13 protein-coding genes are annotated in these 19,890 nt (G+C 64.2%); 1 reads left to right on the top strand and 12 read right to left on the bottom strand.

Annotated elements, in window-relative coordinates; all coding sequences use genetic code 11:
* Positions 1 to 513: 513 nt before the first annotated feature.
* Genes phaZ through BN2476_RS27845 form a run of 3 tightly spaced genes read right to left on the bottom strand, consistent with a single transcriptional unit; the run spans position 514 to position 2,461 of the window.
* A complete protein-coding gene (phaZ, locus tag BN2476_RS27855) occupies positions 514 to 1,809 on the bottom strand; it encodes a polyhydroxyalkanoate depolymerase (protein ID WP_087737444.1) in 1,296 nt (431 codons plus the stop codon).
* Positions 1,810 to 1,857: 48 nt separating this feature from the next.
* Entirely contained in the window at positions 1,858 to 2,244 is a 387-nt protein-coding gene (locus tag BN2476_RS27850) for a polysaccharide deacetylase family protein (RefSeq protein ID WP_087737443.1), read from the bottom strand.
* Positions 2,245 to 2,251: 7 nt separating this feature from the next.
* On the bottom strand, positions 2,252 to 2,461 hold the full coding sequence (locus tag BN2476_RS27845; protein WP_087737442.1) for a ChaB family protein: 210 nt from the start codon (positions 2,459 to 2,461) through the stop codon (positions 2,252 to 2,254).
* Between the two features lie 308 nt (positions 2,462 to 2,769).
* On the opposite strand from BN2476_RS27845, the gene BN2476_RS27840 reads away from it, so the two are divergent.
* Positions 2,770 to 6,870, top strand: coding sequence for an ATP-binding protein (locus tag BN2476_RS27840; protein ID WP_087737441.1), 4,101 nt, complete (start codon positions 2,770 to 2,772; stop codon positions 6,868 to 6,870).
* Here BN2476_RS27840 and BN2476_RS27835 read toward each other — a convergent pair.
* From BN2476_RS27835 to BN2476_RS27795, 9 genes are all read right to left on the bottom strand, one after another.
* A complete protein-coding gene (locus BN2476_RS27835) occupies positions 6,864 to 7,553 on the bottom strand; it encodes a response regulator (RefSeq protein ID WP_087737440.1) in 690 nt (229 codons plus the stop codon). The two genes, BN2476_RS27840 and BN2476_RS27835, sit on opposite strands and share 7 nt — an antisense overlap.
* Positions 7,550 to 9,478 carry a type IV pili methyl-accepting chemotaxis transducer N-terminal domain-containing protein gene (locus tag BN2476_RS27830; protein ID WP_235850991.1) on the bottom strand — a complete coding sequence of 643 codons (1,929 nt, stop codon included), beginning with the start codon at positions 9,476 to 9,478 and terminating at the stop codon, positions 7,550 to 7,552. Before BN2476_RS27830 ends, BN2476_RS27835 begins: the two co-directional genes overlap by 4 nt.
* A gap of 167 nt (positions 9,479 to 9,645) precedes the next feature.
* The gene (locus BN2476_RS27825) at positions 9,646 to 10,047 is read right to left on the bottom strand and encodes a SirB2 family protein (protein WP_087737439.1); all 402 of its coding nucleotides are present in this window, start codon (positions 10,045 to 10,047) and stop codon (positions 9,646 to 9,648) included.
* A 30-nt stretch (positions 10,048 to 10,077) separates the two neighbouring features.
* A complete protein-coding gene (locus BN2476_RS27820) occupies positions 10,078 to 10,857 on the bottom strand; it encodes a peptidylprolyl isomerase (protein WP_087737438.1) in 780 nt (259 codons plus the stop codon).
* A 16-nt stretch (positions 10,858 to 10,873) separates the two neighbouring features.
* Entirely contained in the window at positions 10,874 to 11,596 is a 723-nt protein-coding gene (gene narI, locus BN2476_RS27815) for a respiratory nitrate reductase subunit gamma (RefSeq protein WP_087737437.1), read from the bottom strand.
* On the bottom strand, positions 11,593 to 12,357 hold the full coding sequence (gene narJ, locus BN2476_RS27810) for a nitrate reductase molybdenum cofactor assembly chaperone (protein WP_173819676.1): 765 nt from the start codon (positions 12,355 to 12,357) through the stop codon (positions 11,593 to 11,595). Before narJ ends, narI begins: the two co-directional genes overlap by 4 nt.
* 3 nt (positions 12,358 to 12,360) lie before the next feature.
* Entirely contained in the window at positions 12,361 to 13,884 is a 1,524-nt protein-coding gene (narH, locus tag BN2476_RS27805; RefSeq protein ID WP_087737436.1) for a nitrate reductase subunit beta, read from the bottom strand.
* A gap of 27 nt (positions 13,885 to 13,911) precedes the next feature.
* Positions 13,912 to 17,718: a nitrate reductase subunit alpha gene (locus BN2476_RS27800; RefSeq protein WP_087737435.1), complete on the bottom strand. Its 3,807-nt coding sequence runs from the start codon at positions 17,716 to 17,718 to the stop codon at positions 13,912 to 13,914.
* Between the two features lie 18 nt (positions 17,719 to 17,736).
* Entirely contained in the window at positions 17,737 to 19,146 is a 1,410-nt protein-coding gene (locus tag BN2476_RS27795; protein WP_087737434.1) for a NarK family nitrate/nitrite MFS transporter, read from the bottom strand.
* Positions 19,147 to 19,890 lie beyond the last annotated feature (744 nt).

Genomic DNA, 19,890 nt, shown 5'->3' with positions numbered 1-19,890 from the left:
TCCTTCACGGGCAGGATTCAGGACTCTTGCAACGCTCGCATCATCGGGACATGACCCATTCGATTAGCGTATGTGCGTCTTGCGCGGAAAGCGGGCTGGCACGGATCACATCGAAGCCCGCCTGGTTGGCTGACAGCTTCAATCTATCGCGCGACGCATCGGGGCCCTTGAGGCAGGTCAATGGATACCGTGAGAGCAGCGCGATGGCTGGTGATCGCGAGCGTGTCAAAACACCGCGTCGGACAGCGTATGTCTGGGCGCATGCCCGACCTGCGGGCCGCGTCCGACGCGCAGCAGCAACTGCGGTAGCGCTTCGACGTACGGCAGTGCAGCAGAAGCTGATTCGAAGCATGCGACGCGGAAGGCGCGAGCTTGCAAGTTGGATCCGCGCGCAGCGACGCGACGACGGCATGGCCGTAGAACCTTGCTGCAAAACACGCATGCGCTCAACGCGCTGATCGAGGCATCATGGAGCGCACTGGCCGCACTGGCGCTTGCGCATTCGCCGGCGCGTCATGCCTGTCTCCTTCCGACGGGTCTTGTCTCGTGTCGCCTGTGCGGGACTGCGGGCGCGGCGTTTTCGATTTCGCTCCAGAAGTCGCACAGGCCGGGATGCACGGCGTCGCGCCAGCGCTCGCCCGTAAAGAGATCGTAGTGATTGCAGCGTGGAACGGTGATCTTCCCGCCCGCCCGCGCTCGCGACGTGTTGCACAGGTCGTGCGCGCAATGCGTTTGCCCTTCGCCCGCGATGTCGTCGTGATCGCCTTCTATCGTGCACAGGGGTGTATCGCGAAGCGCGTCCGTCGTCACGTGCCGTCCCGCGACCGACCACGTCTGGCGCGGCAGCAGATGTTCATGAAACACGACGCGAATAATGTCGAGGAAATAGCATTCCGCCATGTCCAGCACGGCGGCGTACTCGTTCAGCGAACGTAACGCGTTCAGCGCGCCGGGCATGTCGCCTGCGAGCCAGCTCGCCCAGTAACGGCCCTCGAGGCGCAGATGCCGTTCCGGGTGCGCGGCGTTGATGGCCGCCTGCTGCACGAAGCCCGGATACACGCGCCGTCCGGCTCCGCGATACGGCGCCGGCACGGCGTCGATCGCGTTGGTGCGAAACCAGTCGAGCGTGTGCGAACGGGCGAAGCGGTCGATGAGCGTCGGATGCAGACGCGTATCGATCGGCCCTCCCAGCAGCGCGACGCTGGCGAATGGAGCGTCCTGCGAGCTTGCGAGCAAGGCGGCCGCCGCGAGCGCCGGCACCGTCGCCTGGCAGACGGCCATGACGTGCACGGGCGTTCCGTGCGCGCGAGCGGCGCGCATGAAGCGTTCGAGCGCGAGCACGTAATCGTCGAGCGGCAGAGGGCCGGCTTCGGGCGGCACGTCGCGGGCGTCGGCCCAGTCGGTGATATAGACGTCGCGGTGTTCGAGAAGCGTTTCGATCGTTTCCCGCATCATCACGGCGTGATGACCGGCGAGCGGCGAGCAGAGCATGACGGGCCACTTTCCGGCCGGCTCCGGCCCGATGCGGTTACGCGTGAATTTGCGCAGCGTGCCGACGGGCAGCGTGTCGGCGCCGGATTCATCGACGGGAATCCGGCGACCGTCGCTCGTGACAGCATCGATCGCGAACGGCGGCGCCTGCTCGAACGCGCATGTGGATCTGAGCATCCAGTGGCGGAACGCACTCGCCGCTTCGGTGGGCATCACCCAAGGCGCTTGCACGATGGGCGCACACGCGGATTCTTCCGGCAGCCTTTCGGCCATCGCCCGGGTCAGGCGTCGTTGTGCATCGATGAGGGCGTACCACATGATCGGCTCTGTGCATCCGTCGATAGCGCAGGTAGCGTTGCATACGGCTCAAAGCTTGAGCATACATCGCGTGCAGCGTCTGGACGAGCGCGACGCCGCGACTGCTGCGCACGCGCTCGCGTGTCCGTGCGCGGCGCGCGGGTGCCATGAGCGCGCGCGGGGCGCGTGGACGGACGGCGGGTAGGGCTCGCCGGGCAGGCGGCCGAGGATGCGCGGCGTCACATCGTCGACCATCGGGAACCGTGGCAAAGCCAGCAACGTCGAAGACTTTTCGACGCGACGGGCGCTGAGCGTGAACCCCGCGATATAGCCGAATTCGCGCGCCATGCGCATGATGTCGACGTCGCAAATGCCGAATGGCCAGGCGAGCATGTCGGCGTGCGCAATCGCGTCGCCGATACGCACAAGCTCCGATGCGAAGCGGCGTGTTTTCACAACGACACTAGGATTTGCGGACCCACGTCTCGCCTTCCTTGTCATATGAACGTTTGACGGCCGCCCACGCGATCCTGTGAGCCGCCTCTTCGCGGCGCGGATCGGCGGCATGCGCTTCGAACGCGTGATTGAACGCGGCGCGATAGATATCCTGGGCATGAGAGGGAAGGTGGTCCCGGACGGAAGCCGGAAGCTCCTCGTTTGTCTGATATGGCATCGCATCTCCTGTTGGACAGGTCGTGAACACGTGACATGCCTCGACAGAAACCCTTGATGCTCTCGCTTCGCGTCTCCGCAAGACACGTCAAGCATCTCGCTGCCCGCGCCGACCCCGTTTCCGTCCGAACGGGGCACGCCAGAAGCGGCCCGCTTTTCAAATGCATTTGACAATAGACGACAAGCTAATTATCTGTCGGTGCATCAGCGTGTGCAGTCTGCGTCGCAAACTTCATTCCACATGGGCGGCCGGCTCGCCCGCGCGTCGACATCGCGGTTGTTCATGCTGTTCGCGTTTTCCGGAGTGCCATGTACAAGACTTCGATCTTTCGCGTCAGACTGCTCCTGCTTTTGCTGGTGACGCTGGCTGCACTGTCGAGCGGGGCCGTTGGACAGGGATCACCACAGACACCACCGCGAACGACTACGCCGGACAGCCTCGCCGTCGGGGTGGTCGAAGGAGGCTGGCCCCCGATTTTGATCGTGAACAACGGTCAGCTGTCCGGCGCCGCATTCGATTTCCTGAAGGCCGTACTGGACCCGTCGACGCAGGTGCGGGCGCAAATCTTTCCGGACTTCGAATCACTGAACACGGCCGTATGCGCGGGCTCTGTGGATATCGTTCTCGGCCTCCAGGGGCCAGGCAGAGCCAGACCCTGCCTGATTCTTTCCGATGCGTATTTCGATTCCGATGTGCTGGTGGTCGGGCGCGCGTCGGATGCGGCGGCAGGCAGCATGCTCCCACGTCTCGCCGGCAAGCGCATCGCCACGGAAGCAGGCTCTTACATCGAGCGGGTATCGCACGAACGCTACCCGGATTCCGTCTTCGTGCACGTGTCCAATCCGCAAGCCGGCCTGCACGCGGTGCTGCACAACGATGCCGACGTCTATATCACGCTGGCGCCCGTTGTCGAATACGCGCTGTCGCAGCCCGAGTTTGCCGGACTGGCGGAAATCAATCGCTACCGGGAAACCGAAAGCGGCATCCATTTCGGCTTTCCTCGCGAGAGGCAAACGCTGCGCGACACGCTCAACGAGCGGCTGAACGCGCTGCCTGCCGATACCCGCGAGCGTATCGTGAGCCGCTGGATGAGCACGGGGCCCATCCAGCGGGAGATCGCGGCGCCTTTCTTTCTGACCGGTGACGAGCGCGCCTATCTGCGCTCGCTGCCCCCGCTGCGCGTAGCGGTCGATACGGGTCTGGCGCCCTACGCGTATGTCGACGACAGCGGCGAGCCGCACGGCATGGCGCTGGACTATCTCCGTTATCTGGCGGACAAACTGGGGATCGCCTTCGTGCGCCAGCGCCCGCCCGACTTCGCCGCCACGGTGGATGCGCTGCAATCAGGCAGGCTGGATCTCATCGCCGTCGCGGTGCCGGGCGATTCCGCGCTGCATGGCATTCCCGTGTCGCGTCCGTATGCGACGTTCCCCGTCGTCGTCGTAGGCGCGAGAGATACGCCCGCCATCGGCCAGATGCGCGAACTCAACAGCAAGCGCGTGGCCGTCACCGAGGGCGGCGGTCTGCGCTCGCTGGTGGTATCGGCGGCTCCGCAGGCGCGCATCATTGGCGTTCCGGATATCGAAACCGGCATGAATGCCGTCGCCCAGGGAACGGCCGATGTCTACGTGGACGATCTGGCGGCCGCTGACTACATGCTGCATCGCATGCATGGCGGCAATCTTCGCGTCATCGGCTCCAATGGCGCTCCACTACAGACGGGAATCGCGATGACGCCGGCGCTGGCCGCCCGGCTCATGCCGCTTGTCAATCGCGCGCTGGCTTCGATGCCCGACACCGAGCGGCTGGCGATCCAGAACCGCTACTTCGCCGCGAACTACGTGCTCGGTCCGTCGTGGCGAGACATCGCCGCGCGGATTGCGCCCTTCGCGATCGCGATGCTGGTGGTCATGGCCGTGTTGTGGCGCTCGCGGCGACTGCTGCGTAAAGAGGCGCAGGTGCGCCGCGAAGCCGAACTCCGGTTGCTCGACGTGACGAGCCAGTTGCCGGCGACGGCCTTCCAGTTTCGACGCGAGAAGAATCGAGATCCAGGTTACACGTGGATGAGCGGAAATACCGTTGAACTGTTCGGCAAGACCAGCGCCGAACTGCAAGGCGCCGGGACCATTTTGTCGTCCATCCACCCTGATGACCGGGACCCGCTTTTAGCGGATCTTCAGGACGCCAGCGAGACCTCGATGGGCGTCAGCCGCGAGGTCCGCGTGCAGCGCCATGACGCGTTCAGATGGACGCGGCTGCACGCGGTGCCGCAGAGAGCCGGCAATGGAGATGTCGTCTGGAACGGTTATTGGAGCGATGCGGAGCAGGAGCACGAATACGCAGCCGCGCTTGCGGCAGCCCGCGATGCGGCCGAGCAGGCGTCTCGCGCGAAGAGCGACTTTCTCGCGACGATGAGCCACGAAATACGCACGCCGATGAGCGCCGTGCTGGGCCTCATCGAATTGCTGGCTCACAGCAATCTACGCCCCGATCAGACCGACAAGGTTAAGCTGATCTCGCAGGCCGCCGAATCGTTGTTGCAGATACTGAACGACATTCTGGACTACTCGAAGATCGAAGCGGGCAAGATCGTTCTCGAGCGTGCGCCCGTCGATATTCGCGAACTCTGCACGAGCAGCCTTGGCCTGCTTTTCTGGCGTGCGCAGGAAAAAGGCCTGAGGCTCGGGCTGCGCATCGACGCGGCCGTGGCGCCCGTGGTGTGGAGCGACGGCGTACGGCTGCGGCAGATTCTCTTCAATCTGCTCAGCAACGCGATCAAGTTCACCGCCGAGGGCAGCGTCCGGCTCGACGTCGAACTGACGAACGAAGCCGATGGCGTGCAAACCGTCGTGTGGCGCGTCACCGATACGGGCATCGGCGTCAGTGCGGGCCAGCAGGCGCAGTTGTTCCAGCCATTCGTGCAAGCGGAAGCGTCGACGACGCGGCGCTTCGGCGGCACGGGCCTCGGGCTGTCGATCTGCCGGCGCCTCGTGGATATGCTGGGCGGCACCATCGGCATGGAAGGCGAGGTCGGCCGTGGCACGCGGGTGGAGTTTCGTGTGCCGCTCGAAGTCTGTCAGCGGGAGTTTCAGTGCTGTCCACTTGGCGGCGTAACGGTTGGTCTGCATGTCCGCGACGCCTATGTGCTGCGCAGCCTGACGGAAGCCGTGCGCACGCTCGGAGGCGCCGTGGTGACGCTGGAGCCGAACGAGCCCCTCGGCGCCGCCGGCATGTTGCCAGCGCAGTGTCAGCTGATCATCGACGACTATCTGACGGCAGAAGGACTGCCTTCGGACGAACTTCTCGCGCACGGTCGACGCGAGGCGGCCGTTCACGAGCAGACGGGGGGCGTGCCCGTCATTCCCACGACGGCCGCGCCCAAATCGAGCGGATATCTGCGGGTGGGGGACGTCTGTTATCTGGGCGTTTATCCCGTCACGTTGCAGGGCGTTTCCGCCGTCTGCAACGCCGCGCTGCACGGCGATGCGGAATTCGGCCTGGAGTCGCCTGCATCGGCATTCACGCCGATTGCGCCGCGCAGTCGCGAAGAAGCGTTGCGCCAGCACGTTCTGATTCTGGTTGCCGAAGACAACCCGATCAACCGTCATCTGCTCCGCCAGCAGCTTGAACTCCTCGGTTGCACGTGCGATGCCGTCGAAGACGGCGCACAAGCGCTGGACGCATTGGAGTCGGCGGACTACGCGTTGTTGATCACCGACTGCCATATGCCGAAGATGGATGGCTACACGCTCGCGACGCGCATACGCGCCCGGGAACATGGCGCGCGCCGGATGCCCATTGTCGGACTGACGGCGAGCGTCGGGCGTGAAGAGCGCGGCGAATGCGTTGCCGCCGGGATGGACGAATGCCTTTACAAGCCGGCAAAGCTCAGCGATCTGGTCGCTTGCATTGCCCGGTTCGCGCCTCAGTGCCTGCCGGGTTCCGAGGCATCGGCGAGCCGCGACGGGCCCTCGCCGAATGCCGGCGTGTCCGAAGCCGATGCAGGCCCAGGTTCCGGAGCGGTTGCCGTCGAGATGGACTCAGGTTTCGCAGCCGTGACGACCGAGGCAAGCGCTCTGCCGGATCTCGACTGGTCCGCCATCAACCAGAGTTTCGGCAGCAGCGGGCGCGACGAGGCGCTAATTGCAGTCATCGTCCAGACGATGGTCTCGGACGCGCACGAACTGCAACGTCTGCTGGGCGAACCCGACACCGAGCCGGCCGCGCTGCGGCAGTGGATTCATCGCGTCGACGGCGGCGCGTCGGTGCTCCGGTACGAACCGCTGAAGCGCGCGCTGCAAACGTTCCGCGCCAGCGTCCGGACGGGCGATCCGGCGCAGTACGTCTCGGCGGGCGAACGGATGCTGCACGAGTTGCGGGAGATTGCCGATCATCTCGCGCGTCAGTGATACGGCACTGGGGAATCCTGCGTAGCGCGCGCGACGGCATAAGTGGCCGCCTGCACGCGCGAGCTGAGCTTCAGCTTACGCAGAATGTGCTGCACGTGAATCTTGACGGTTGTTTCCGCAATGTTCATCGCGCGCGCGATCTCCTTGTTCGTGCGTCCCTGTGCGACTTGCGCGAGGATTTGCTCTTCGCGCGGCGACAGATTGCGGATCGGGTCTTCATCGGACGATGCTTTTTCGTCCTTGCCTTGCAACGACTGAAACGCGGTGACGAGCTTGCTGGTCATCTCCGGGCTGACCGTCGATTCGCCTGCCATCGTTCGCACGATCGCCGTGGCCATCACATCGCTGTCGACGGTCTTCAGCAAATAGCCGCGCGCGCCGCCGCGCAGCGCGGCAGCCAGATCGCTTTCGTCCTCGCTCACGGTCAGCATCAGCGCGCGCGCCCGCGGCGCCGCTTCGAGAAGCCCCGGCAGCGCATCCACGCCGTTGACGCCGGGCAGATGATTGTCGAGCAGGATGATGTCCGGTTGCGTTTCGGCGGCGCGCCGATAGGCCTCGCCGGCATCGCCCGCCTCGGCGACCACTTCGAAGCGCGAGTCGGCTCTCAACAGCGCGATGACGCCGCGCCGGAACAGCGTGTGATCGTCGACCACGAGTACGCGGATCAATGTCGGGTCTGTCATGCTGCCAGCCTCCTGCGTTCGGGCAAGGTGAGTACGATGCGCGTTCCCGATCCGGGCATCGAGTCGATTGAAACGGCCGCGCCGATGCGCTCGGCCCGTTCGTGCATGATCCTCAAGCCGATATGGCGATCGTTTTGCACAGCGCCGCTGACGAAGCCGCAGCCGTTGTCGCGGACCGTCACGCGCCATTGCGGTTCCTGCTGCACGTCGAGCCACACTTCGGTTGCGTGAGCGTGCTTGCGTATGTTCGACAGCGCTTCCTGAACGACGTGCAGCACCTGCACCTGAACGTCGGCCGGCAGCGGCACGCCGTGTCCTTCGACGGACAGATGCGTCGCGAGCCCCGTCTGATGCCCGAACTTTTGCAACGTCGTGCGCAGCGCGGGAATGATGTCTTCGCCGCTCGTGCGCGTGCGGAAGTTCAACAACAGCTCGCGCACGTCGGACAGGCTCTCGTGAATGCCGGCATCGAGTTCGCACACCGTCCGCTCGACATGCGGCTCGTCCGCATGTTTGATCGCGCCGCGCAACAGGCCGATCTGGATCTTCATGAAGGCAAGGCTTTGCGCGATCGAGTCGTGCATTTCGCGCGCAAGCAGATTGCGCTCGGCGGCGACGGCCGCCTCGCGTTCCAGCGCACCCGCGCGCAGGCCTTCGAGCGCGACGGCAAGATGACTTCCCATCGTTTCGATCAGCACGCGGTCCTCGTCGGTCAGCGTCGCGGGGGCGTTGAAGAACAGATCCAGCTCGCCGACCATCCGGTCCTGCAATTTGACAGGCACGCCGATCACGGTGCTGAAACCGGCTTTCGAGCAGTGCCCGAGCGAGCCCGGATGGTCGGGGCGGATAGGAATCACACGTGTGCTCGCCTGCCTGTGCTGCTGGCCGCAATGGCAGCCGCCCGTCGGAATGCACTTTTCGCTTTCGGAAATCTCCGTCGGCAGGCCGTCGGACGCCACGAGCAGGTAGCGCTGATTGGCTTCGTCGGTCCATCGCACGGCCGTCGCATCGGCTTTCACCGCCAGCCGCGCCAGTCTCGCAAAGCCGCTTGCGAGTTCGTCGAACGTCGCCGCGTGCGCGGCGAACGCGCTTGCCTCGTAGAGCGTGCTGAGCCGGGCATTTTGCGCGGCGAGCCGTTCGGTCTTTTCCTCGACTTTCACCTCCAGGTTCTGGTAAAGCTCCTGGAGCGTTTCGGCCATCCGGTTAAAGCCTTCGGACAGCGTGCCGAATTCGTCGTTCGAGTCGACTTTGACGCGCGCCGTCAGATCGCCTTCCCGCACGCGCGCGAGTCCCGTCTTGAGCCGTTCGAGCGGATTGAACACGAAGATATAGGCGGAATAGAGCAGCGTGACCGCACTTGCAATCGTCAAGCCGATCATGAAAACCTGCAGCATGTTCAGGATCGCGGTCAGATAGGACACGCGCCCTTCGATGGCCGACACGAGCCGATCGATATGCTTGACGAAATCCTCGGCCTCGGTGGCCGCCTGCGCCGAGTCGGGCGCGGGGGAAGCGGTCCAGTGGCTGCGCACCACGGTCCATGCGCGCTGCACGTCAGCGAAGGCGGCCGTCGAGCCTGCGTCGTGCGGCACGAACAGTGGCCGTGCCGGATCGCCGTTGCGCAACAGCGCGACGCTTTGCTCGAACCGATCGGCTTGTGCCTTGATGTGCGCGGGATCGCCGAGCGCCAGCGTTTGCGCGAGCCGCCAGGTTTGCATGCGCATGCGGCCCGCTTCGTTGACGGCGGCCGCGCCGCCTTCGAGCTGCCAGCTTGCCCATAGCGTGTAGCCGATCGAAACGGACGCTGCAAGCAGCAGCAAACCGCCGATGATGCCTAGCTTCGCCGCGAGAGTCTGGAATTTTTTCATCGATGTCGGTGGGTTGTCCGGAACCGTCGGGACGGGAATGTGGCTGACGGTCGACATCCATAGCCTTCCGACAATGTGCCTTCGCCTGGTCGAGAGAAGTTTGATCCAGATCAAGCGTTTGCTGGTTGTGTCGTCAGACTGGTTGCGCTGGTGAGATCAGGCGGCAAAGCGGTTGGGCGTGACCTGGCGTGTCGAGCGCGCGTAACCCGGGACGGAAGTAGTCACTACGCGTGCGCGAACAGTCCGAGCGGACGATGCGTGACGGCAACCGACACGATCAGCAGATATAGCGCGAGCGCGCATCCGAAACTCACGCATTGGACGAACCGCGTGCGGCCGTGTTTCAGCGCAAACGATCCAGCCACGATATAAGCGACGAGCATGAGCAGCTTGGCGCCGAGCCATGTGTCCCGTACGGGACTCAGATGCAGCATGAGCCACAACGTGACGCCGGCTGCCAGCAGTGACGTGTCGATCACATAGCTGAGCCGGCGCCAGCCGGGACGCGTCGGCCAGGCTTGCCCGATCAGTACAGCCGCGCCGCGCGTCGCGAACAGCAGGCCGCTGCCGGTGACGAACGACACATGAGCGAGCTTCACATACGGATAAAGTTCGATCAGCGGCATGGCATGGGCAAGGGCTTCGATAGAGCAGGGTTACTGGACGAGCGGCGTTGCAGCCGCTTCGATATCGACGCCGATGATATCCGCATGCGCGGCCTCGAGGCCGACATACTGACGCACGGCTGTCGAAAACGCCAACTGTCGCAGCGTCCGCGCGACGGCTGCGCGCACCGTCTCGAAGTCTTGCAGCGCGCCGGGCTTGCGCGCGAGAACCTCCACCACGTGCAGACCAAAGCGGCTATGCACGAGCCGAGGCAACACGCCGATCTCCGTCTGGCCAAAAAGTTGTGCGGCAAATTCGGGCGCGCATTCGTCGGCGGCGAGCCACCCCAGATCGCCGCCCGTAGCGCCGCTTGGGCAATTCGACAACTCGGCCGCCGCGCGGGCGAAACGGTCATCTTTGCCTGCATCGCTGCATCGCACGTCGAGCAGACACGCTTCCGCCCGCTGACGAAGCGCGTTGACGTCCACGCCTTGCGTCACGGCGAACAGCACGTGCCGGGCGTGCACGCGTTCGCCCACCGCATAGCGGGCGGGATGCGCGGCGTAGTACCGGCGGCACGCGTCGTCGGCCGGTTCCGGCACGTGCAGCATTCGTTCGAGCAGCGCGTCGATGGCGGCCGTCGCCGCGGCGCTGGTCGCGCCGTCCGCGGATGCGGGGTCGTCCGCATCGAGCAGTCCTTGCGTGATGGCCGCCTGCCGCAACAGTTCGGTGCAGGCGCGTTGGCGCAGCGTTCCGCTGTCGAGTTCTTCGTCCGGACGATGAAGCGCGACGCCATTGATCGTTGCGACGTCCGGCAGATCGTTCTGCATGTTCGACTCCCTGAGTTCAGAGCTTGCGGGCCGACTGACCATGCGAGGGCAGGTTAAGCCGACGCGAACGCACGAGCTGGTAAGGCCGGAACACGTAGGCCACCGATGCGAACCCGCTCCACACGTGCACGAGCCGGCTGAACGGGAACAGCAGGAAGATCGTCATGCCGAGCACGATGTGCAGCCTGAACGGCCACTCGACGCCGAGCAGCCCGCTCGCATCCGGGCGGAACGTCACGATCCGCTGGGCCCAGTCGGCGAGCACGAGCATCGTGTGCGCGTCCGCGCGGTCGGCGAACGAAAAGGGCAGCGTGATCAGGCCGAGGCACAGTTGCAGCCACAGGATCACGAGGATCGCGATATCCGTGCGGCGACTGGTGAGCCGGATGCGCGGATCGGACAGGCGCCGGTGAAGGAGCAGTGTCAGTCCGACGAAGCAGATGAGTCCCGCCGTTCCGCCCGAAACGATCGCGAGCAATTGCTTGTGCTGCGCGCTGATGAACGGCTCATAGAGCGCATGCGGCGTCAGCAGGCCGACGGTGTGCCCGAACAGCAGGAACAGAATGCCGATGTGAAACAGATTGCTGCCCCAGCGTAGCTGCCCGGCCCGCAAGAGCTGCGACGAATCGCTCTTCCACGTGTACTGGTCGCGATCGAAGCGGATAAGACTGCCCAACAGGAACACGGCGAGGCACAGGTACGGATAGACGCCGAAGAAGAAGTTGTGCACGGGGTTCATGCCGATGCTCCTTGCTCAGGTTGCGCATGAGGTTGCGTATGAAGTTGCGTATGAGGTTGCATGCGAGACTGCGTTTGAAGAGGCGAGTGCGCGTTTCTGACGATGCGCACGGGTTGTGGCTCGCCGGGGCGTCGCTGGCCCTGGGACGAGCAGCCGTCGAAGGCGGCGGGCTCGCTCCATGTTTCGTCGAGGCCCGGCTCTTGCGGCAACTCGACCGCGCGCGCCGGTTCTCCCGCGAGATCGAGCAGCGCGGCCAGCACGCCCGCATAAGCGCTTTGCCGACGGATCAATGCGCTGTACAGGTTGCGCAGGATATGCGCGACTTCGCCGAGCAGGCCCTTCGCGGATTCTGGCGGCTGCGTCGATGCGTATTCGAGCAGCACGGTCAGGTGATCGGGCAGTTCATCCGACGCGAGATAAAGCCCCGCCTGCTCGTAGGTCTGGATCAGATCGATCATCGCCGGGCCGCGCTCGCGCGAGTCGCCATGCACGTGCTCGAACAGATGCAGCGCGGTGCCGCGGCCGCGATCGAACAAATCGACGTAAGCGGCCTCGGTGTCGAAGCCGTCGTCGCGCAGCAGCGTGTCGATGAGCGAGTCGATCTCGCCAAGCCGTTGCTCGCAGAGCGTGTCTTGCGCATGCAGCGCGTCGCGCATTTCGGGCAGGGCCGCTCGCAACGCCGCATCCGGATAGTCGAGCAGATGCGCGAGCACGCGCAGCGTCGTCTCGAGCGAAGGCTGACCGGTATAGATAGTGGACATCGCTCAGACCTCCACGCGAATCGGAATCGTGCGCTTCTTATCGCTTCCGAACAGGCTCGTTTCCGTCACGCCCTCCGAACAGCCATTGCCGAAGCTGAACCCGCAACCACCGCGCACATTGAACGCGTTCTCCGCATATTCGCGGTGCGATGTCGGAATCACGAAGCGGTCTTCGTAGTTCGCGATGGCCATCACGCGATACATCTCGTCGACTTCCGTGACGCTGAGCCCGACCTGCTGGAGCACCGCATGGTTTTCGCGTCCATCGACGTGGCGGCCCCGCTGCCACGCGCGCATCGCCAGCATGCGTTCGAGCGCGCGCACGACGGGCTCCGTGTCGCCGGCTGTGAGCAGGTTCGCGAGATATCGGACGGGAACGCGCAACTGGCTCACGTCCGGGATTTCGCCGTTCGCGCTCACGTGCCCGGCGTTCGCGGCGGCCGTGATGGGCGAGAGGGGCGGCACATACCAGACCATCGGCAGCGTGCGGTACTCGGGGTGCAGCGGCAGCGCGACCTGCCACTCGACGGCCATCTTGTAGACAGGGCTCGCGCGCGCCGCGTCGAGCCAGTTCTGCGGCACGCCGTCCTTGAGCGCCTGTGCGATCACGGCGGGATCATGCGGATCGAGAAAGACGCCGAGCTGCGCCTGATACAGGTCCTTGTCGTGCTCGACGCTCGCCGCCTGTTCGATGCGATCGGCGTCATACAGCAGCACGCCCAGATAGCGGATGCGCCCGACGCAGGTTTCCGAGCAGACGGTCGGCTGGCCGGCCTCGATGCGCGGATAGCAGAAGATGCATTTCTCCGCCTTGCCGCTCTTCCAGTTGTAGTAGATCTTCTTGTACGGGCAACCGCTCACGCACATGCGCCAGCCCCGGCACTTGTCCTGATCGATCAGCACGATGCCGTCCTCTTCGCGCTTGTAGATCGAGCCCGACGGGCACGACGCGACGCACGCCGGGTTCAGGCAGTGCTCGCACAGGCGCGGCAGATACATCATGAAGGTGTTTTCGAACTGGCCGTAGATGTCCTTCTGGATATCGTCGAAATTGCGGTCCTTGCTGCGCTTGCTGAATTCGCCGCCCAGAATCTCTTCCCAGTTGGGCCCCCAGACGATCTTCTCCATGCGCTGCCCGGTGATCAGGCTACGCGGTCGCGCAGTGGGCGCCGCCTTCATGTCGGGCGCGCGATGCAGATGGTCGTAGTCGAACGTGAAGGGCTCGTAGTAGTCGTCGATCTGCGGCAGATTCGGGTTCGCGAAGATCTTCATCAGCAGCTTCCACTTCGCGCCCTGACGCGGCGCGATCGAACCGTCCGCGCGGCGCTCCCAGCCGCCATTCCACTTGTCCTGGTTTTCCCATTCCTTCGGGTAGCCGATACCCGGCTTCGTCTCGACATTGTTGAACCATGCATACTCGACGCCCGGCCGGCTGGTCCACACGTTCTTGCAGGTCACGCTGCAGGTATGGCATCCGATGCACTTGTCGAGATTCAGCACCATGCCGATCTGTGCGCGTACTTTCATCATTGACTCCTTCTGTTCGTCGGCGGGTCAGGGGTTTTCGCCCCGGGTCCGGCATGCCCGCGCGAGTTCGTCATTGCGTGGGGTGTCCAGCCAGTCGACGTTCTTCATCTTGCGCACCACCACGAACTCGTCGCGGTTCGTGCCGATCGTGCCGTAGTAGTTGAAGCCGTAGCTCAGTTGCGCGTAGCCGCCGATCATGTGCGTGGGCTTCAGGACGATGCGCGTGACGGAGTTGTGGATGCCGCCCCGTACGCCCGTGATCTCCGAGCCCGGCGTGTTGATGATCTTTTCCTGCGCGTGATACATCAGCACCATGCCGGGATTCACGCGCTGGCTGACCACCGCGCGCGCCGCGATCGCGCCGTTGACGTTGAACAGCTCGATCCAGTCGTTGTCCTCGATGCTGGCGCGCCGCGCGTCGTCTTCGCTCAGCCAGACGACGGGGCCGCCGCGATTCAGCGTGAGCATCAGCAGGTTGTCGCTGTACGTGCTGTGAATGCCCCATTTCTGGTGCGGCGTGATGAAGTTCAGCACGACCTCGGGATGACCGTTCGACTTGATCTCGTGGATACCCGATGTGGCCTTCAGGTCCACGGGCGGGCGATAGCTCGAAAAGCCTTCGCCGAACGCGATCATCCACGGATGATCCTGATAGAACTGCTGCCGGCCGGTGAGCGTGCGCCATGGAATCAGTTCATGCACGTTCGTGTAGCCCGCGTTGTAGCTGACGGTCTCGCTTTCGATGCCGCTCCAGGTCGGCGAGCTGATGATCTTGCGCGGTTGCGCCTGCACGTCGCGATAGCGGATCTTTTCGTCTTCGCGATAGAGCGCGAGGTGACGATGGTCGCGTCCGGTCGCCTTCGAGAGCGCTTCCCACGCCTTCACGGCGACATGTCCGTTCGTTTCGGGCGCGAGTTGCAGGATCACTTCGCACGCGTCGATGTCGGACACGATGCGCGGCATGCCCTTCGTCGAGCCTTCTGCTTGCGTGATGCCGTTGAGCTGGCCGAGCTGCGTCACTTCCGTTTCCGTCTTCCACGCGATGCCCTTGCCGCCGTTGCCCGCCTTGTTCATCAGCGGGCCGAGCGCGGTGAAGCGCTTGTACAGGTTCGGATAGTCGCGCTCGACCACGGCGACCTGCGGCGCGGTCTTGCCCGGAATCAGTTCGCATTCGCCCTTGTGCCACTCCTTCACGTCGAACGGTTGCGCGAGTTCGGCGGGCGAGTCGTGCATCAGCGGCGTGAGCACCACGTCCTGTTCGACGCCGAGATGGCCGACGCACACTTCGCTGAAGGCCTTCGCAAATCCCTTGTAGATCTCCCAGTCCGAGCGCGACTGCCAGACGGGATCGACGGCGGCCGAAAGCGGATGGATGAACGGATGCATGTCGCTGGTATTGAGGTCGTTCTTCTCGTACCAGCTTGCGGTGGGCAGTACGATGTCCGAGTACAGGCACGTCGTGCTCATGCGAAAGTCGAGCGTTACCAGCAGATCGAGCTTGCCTTCAGGCGCTTGTCCGTGCCACTTCACTTCGGTGGGCCGGGCGTCGCTGTCGCCGAGATCCTTGCCCTGCACGCCGTTTTCCGTTCCGAGCAGGTGCTTGCAGAAATACTCGTGACCCTTGCCCGACGAGCCGAGCAGGTTCGAGCGCCACACGAACATGTTGCGCGGCCAGTTCTCCGGCGCATCCGGGTCTTCGCAGCTCATCTGCAGACTGCCGTTGCGCAGCCCGTTCGCCACATAGTCTTTCGCTTCCATGCCCGCAGCGGCGGCGTCCTTCGAGAGATGCAGCGGGTTCGTCCGCAGTTGCGGCGCGCTCGGCAGCCATCCCATGCGTTCCGCGCGCACGTTGTAGTCGATCATGCTGCCGCCGTAGACCTGCCGGTCCGCGAGCGGCGAAACGATTTCCTCCATGTCGAGCTTCTCGTAGCGCCACTGGTCCGTGTGGGCATAGAAGAAGCTCGTGCTGTTCATCTGGCGCGGTGGCCGCGCCCAGTCGAGTGCGAAGGCGAGCGCCGTCCAGCCCGTCTGCGGACGCAGCTTCTCCTGGCCGACGTAATGCGCCCAGCCGCCGCCGCTCTTGCCGATGCAGCCGCACATCATCAGCAGGTTGATGACGCCGCGGTAGTTCATGTCGGCGTGATACCAGTGATTCATCGCCGCGCCGATGATCACCATCGAGCGGCCTTGCGTCTTGTCCGCATTGCTTGCGAATTCGCGCGCGACGGTGATGATCTGATCGCGCGGCACGCCTGTGATCGACTCGGCCCAGGCGGGCGTATAGGCGGCGTTGTCGTCGTAGCCGGACGCGCCGCTGCCGAGGCCCCGGTCGATGCCGTACTGTGCGGCCTGGAGGTCGAACACGGTCGCCACCAGCGCGTCGCGGCGTTCGCCTTCCTTGCCGAGCGGCAAGCGCACGGCGGGCACGCGGACATGATTGATCTGCCCGTTGAGCGGATTGGCCGTGAAGTGCGGCGACTCGACGCCGCCGAAGTAGGGCAGCGCGACATCGACGATCTCATGCGCCCGCTCGCCGTCTTCGAGCACGGAGAGCTTGAGCTTGACCTGAGCGTCGTGACGCGCTTCCTTGTCTTCGAGATTCCATTTACCGGTGTCGTCGCCATCCTGCGCGCCCCAGCGAAAGCCGATCGAGCCGTTCGGCAGCACCGCGCGCCCCGTCGTGTCGAACGCGATCGTTTTCCATTCGGGGTTGTTGCGCTGTCCGAGCGCGCCGTTGAAATCGCTTGCGCGCAGGTAGCGATCCGGCACGAGCGTCGTGCGCCCGTCGGGCAGCGTGTGCTCCTTGAGCATCACCAGCATCGGCAGGTCGGTGTAGCGTCGCGCGTAGTCGTCGAAATAGGCGCTGCGTGTCCTGAAGTAGAACTCGTTCAGCACCACGTGGCCGAACGCCATCGCGAGCGCCGCATCCGTGCCTTGCCGCGGATGCAGCCACAGGTCGGACAGCTTCGCGACTTCGCTGTAGTCCGGCGTCACGGCGACCGTCTTCGTGCCCTTGTAGCGGACTTCGGTGAAGAAGTGAGCGTCGGGCGTGCGTGTCTGCGGAACGTTGCTGCCCCACGCGATGATGTAAGAGGAGTTGTACCAGTCAGCCGACTCGGGCACGTCGGTCTGCTCGCCCCAGACTTGCGGGCTGGCGGGCGGCAGGTCGCAATACCAGTCGTAGAAGCTCATGCACACGCCGCCGATCAGGCTCAGATAGCGGCTCCCCGCTGCGTAGCTGACCATCGACATCGCCGGAATCGGCGAGAAGCCGATCACGCGGTCGGGGCCATGCTTCTTGATCGTGTAGACGTTGGCTGCGGCGATGAGCTGATTGACTTCGTCCCACGTGCTGCGCACGAAGCCGCCCATGCCGCGCACCTTCTGGTAGTCGCGCCGGGCATCCGTGTTCTCGACGATCGACGCCCATGCGTCGACAGGATCGCGATGCTCGCTGAGCGCCTCGCGCCAGCGCTTGAGCAGCCGGCCGCGCACCATCGGGTGCTTGATGCGGTTTGCGCTGTACAGATACCACGAATACGATGCGCCGCGCGCGCAGCCGCGCGGTTCGTGGTTTGGCATGTCCCAGCGCGTGCGCGGATAGTCGGTCTGCTGCGTTTCCCACGTGACGATGCCGCCCTTCACGTAGATCTTCCACGAGCACGAGCCCGTGCAGTTCACGCCGTGCGTGCTGCGCACGATCTTGTCGTGCGACCAGCGGTTCCGGTACGCGTCTTCCCAGGTGCGGTCTTCACCTGTCGTCAGGCCGTGGCTGTCCGCGAAGCGCTCCTTGGGCAGCGCGAAGTGGCTCAGTCGGTCGAGAAAGTGGCTCATATGATTGCGCTCCGGGGTTCAACAGGGCATCGGCGCGTTGCGGCGGGCGTAGTGCCACCAGGTCAGCGCGATGCAGATCAGGTAGAAGGCGATGAAGGTGTACAGCGCGGACTGCGGGCCGCCCGTGAGGGCGATCGAGCTGCCGTAGCTCTTCGGGATGAAGAAGCCGCCATAGGCCGCGATCGCCGCCGCGAAGCCGAGCGTGGCGGCCGCTTCCGTGTTGCCTTCCTTCGTTGCGCGCTGTACCGCGTCGCGGTCGTTGGCGTCGACTTCCTTCAGCTTCGAGGACAGGAAGATCACCGGGATCATGCGGAAGGTCGAGCCGTTGCCGATGCCCGTCGTCAGGAACAGCACGAGAAAGCTCACGAAGAAACCCGAGAAGGCGCCGCCCGACGGACCCGACGGCAGGAACCAGAGGACGCCGCCGACCGCGCATGCCATCACGACGAAGTTCCACAGCGTCACGCGCGCACCGCCGAGCTTGTCTGCGAGCCAGCCGCCGAACGGCCGGACGACGGCGCCGACCAGCGGTCCGAGCCACGCATACGCGAGGGGATTCACGCCCGGGAACTGGCTCTTGATCAGCAGCGGAAAACCCGCCGCGTAGCCGATGAACGAGCCGAACGTGCCGAGATAGAGGACGCACATCAGCCAGTTGTGCTTGCGCCGGAAAATGACGGCCTGCTCGGCAAACGACGCCTTGGCCTCCGCGAGGTCGTTCATGCCGAACCACGCCGCCACTGACGCAAGCGCGATCCACGGAACCCAGATGAACGCGGCGTTCTGCGTCCAGACGTTCGAGATGTGCCCGTCCTTGACAATGCTTTGCGGATCGCCGGCGAACACGCCGAAAATCCCCGCCGTCACGACGAGCGGGCTGAGGAACTGCACCACCGACACGCCCAGGTTGCCAAGCCCGGCATTGACGCCGAGCGCCGAGCCTTTGCGCTCGCGCGGGAAGAAGAAGCTGATGTTGGCCATGCTCGAGCTGAAGTTGCCGCCGCCGAAGCCGCAGAGCAACGCAAGCGAGAGCATGGTCGGATAGCTCGTGGACGTATCCTGCACCGCGATGCCGATGCCGACCGCGGGGATCAACAGCGATGCAGTCGAAATGGCCGTCCAGCGTCGACCGCCGACGAGCGGCACCATGAACGAATAGAAAATGCGCAGCGTCGCGCCGCTGAGCGCGGGCGCGGCGGCGAGCCAGAAGAGCTGGTTGGTCGAATAGCGGAACCCGAGCGTCGGCAGGCTCACGGCCACGACGCTCCACACCTGCCAGATCGCAAACGCGAGGAAGAGGGCAGGGACCGAGATCCACAGGTTCAGCTTGGCGACGGCTTCGCCCTCGCGTTCCCAGAACGCTTTGTCCTCGGGTGTCCAGATTTCGATCACGCGGCCGCGCCGCGCCGATAACGGTCTTGAACTCATCGTGCTTCTCCTTTGATACGTCCGGCGTGCGTGGCACGACCGGACTGCAAGTCTCTCGGCACGATTGTGTTCGTCCGGCATCGGGATGAATATCCGCCGGATGGTTAGTCGGAGCGTTCCGTTGGAACTAGGAAGAAGGGCCTATGCATAGTTCTTTCGAACTATGTCGATTGCGGAGTGCACGAAGGTTGGGATGGGTCAATGCGATGGACGGGATTTTCGGGGCCAGCGTCAGGGCGAGCGTCAGGGCTGTATCCATGCGCATTTGCTGGGTCGATTATCGACAGCATCTAATGGAAATTACGCAAATACGGTGCGTCAACCGGTTGAATAATCGCGGCCGGTTTAATCGAAGCCAAATACAGGCACCCGCCATCGCAAAAATTCGAAATCCTTCTATAGGACTGAACCGTCAGAAGGCTTCAAATAACGCTCAGCCAGTCGTCACCGCAATACGGCTGGCGAGTATGCTCCGATCGGCCTTGCCGCCCCGTCCGGGGCGGCTTTTTTGTTCCGCGATTTCAGCATCGCAGCAGGCCGGAGCGTGGAGCGACGCAAATGAGCGTTTGCAATGCAAAGCAGTAGAAATCGATCGCTCATAGCGCGCGAAATCGACATTCTTCTATATTTCGATGAAGACGGTTTCTTTACAGTCTGAATAACGCGCAGACACAAGCAAACGGACGCATTTGTCGCGTCGCGCAGCGGGGTGATGTATTCCTCGCGATCTTTACGCCCATCGGC

Origin of the sequence: Paraburkholderia piptadeniae, assembly GCF_900007165.1 — a bacterium.
GTDB lineage: Bacteria > Pseudomonadota > Gammaproteobacteria > Burkholderiales > Burkholderiaceae > Paraburkholderia > Paraburkholderia piptadeniae.
Note: the sequence above shows the minus strand (reverse complement) of the source record. Positions and strands in the feature narration are given on the sequence as shown.

Excerpts from the sequence above, each read along its gene's own strand:
- phaZ (WP_087737444.1), bottom strand. The coding sequence starts at position 1,809 with ATGTGGTACGCCCTCATCGATGCACAACGACGCCTGACCCGGGCGATG.
- BN2476_RS27845 (WP_087737442.1), bottom strand. The coding sequence starts at position 2,461 with ATGCCATATCAGACAAACGAGGAGCTTCCGGCTTCCGTCCGGGACCAC.
- BN2476_RS27840 (WP_087737441.1), top strand. The coding sequence starts at position 2,770 with ATGTACAAGACTTCGATCTTTCGCGTCAGACTGCTCCTGCTTTTGCTG.
- BN2476_RS27835 (WP_087737440.1), bottom strand. The coding sequence starts at position 7,553 with ATGACAGACCCGACATTGATCCGCGTACTCGTGGTCGACGATCACACG.
- BN2476_RS27830 (WP_235850991.1), bottom strand. The coding sequence starts at position 9,478 with ATGTCGACCGTCAGCCACATTCCCGTCCCGACGGTTCCGGACAACCCA.
- BN2476_RS27825 (WP_087737439.1), bottom strand. The coding sequence starts at position 10,047 with ATGCCGCTGATCGAACTTTATCCGTATGTGAAGCTCGCTCATGTGTCG.
- BN2476_RS27820 (WP_087737438.1), bottom strand. The coding sequence starts at position 10,857 with ATGCAGAACGATCTGCCGGACGTCGCAACGATCAATGGCGTCGCGCTT.
- narI (WP_087737437.1), bottom strand. The coding sequence starts at position 11,596 with ATGAACCCCGTGCACAACTTCTTCTTCGGCGTCTATCCGTACCTGTGC.
- narJ (WP_173819676.1), bottom strand. The coding sequence starts at position 12,357 with ATGTCCACTATCTATACCGGTCAGCCTTCGCTCGAGACGACGCTGCGC.
- narH (WP_087737436.1), bottom strand. The coding sequence starts at position 13,884 with ATGAAAGTACGCGCACAGATCGGCATGGTGCTGAATCTCGACAAGTGC.
- BN2476_RS27800 (WP_087737435.1), bottom strand. The coding sequence starts at position 17,718 with ATGAGCCACTTTCTCGACCGACTGAGCCACTTCGCGCTGCCCAAGGAG.
- BN2476_RS27795 (WP_087737434.1), bottom strand. The coding sequence starts at position 19,146 with ATGAGTTCAAGACCGTTATCGGCGCGGCGCGGCCGCGTGATCGAAATC.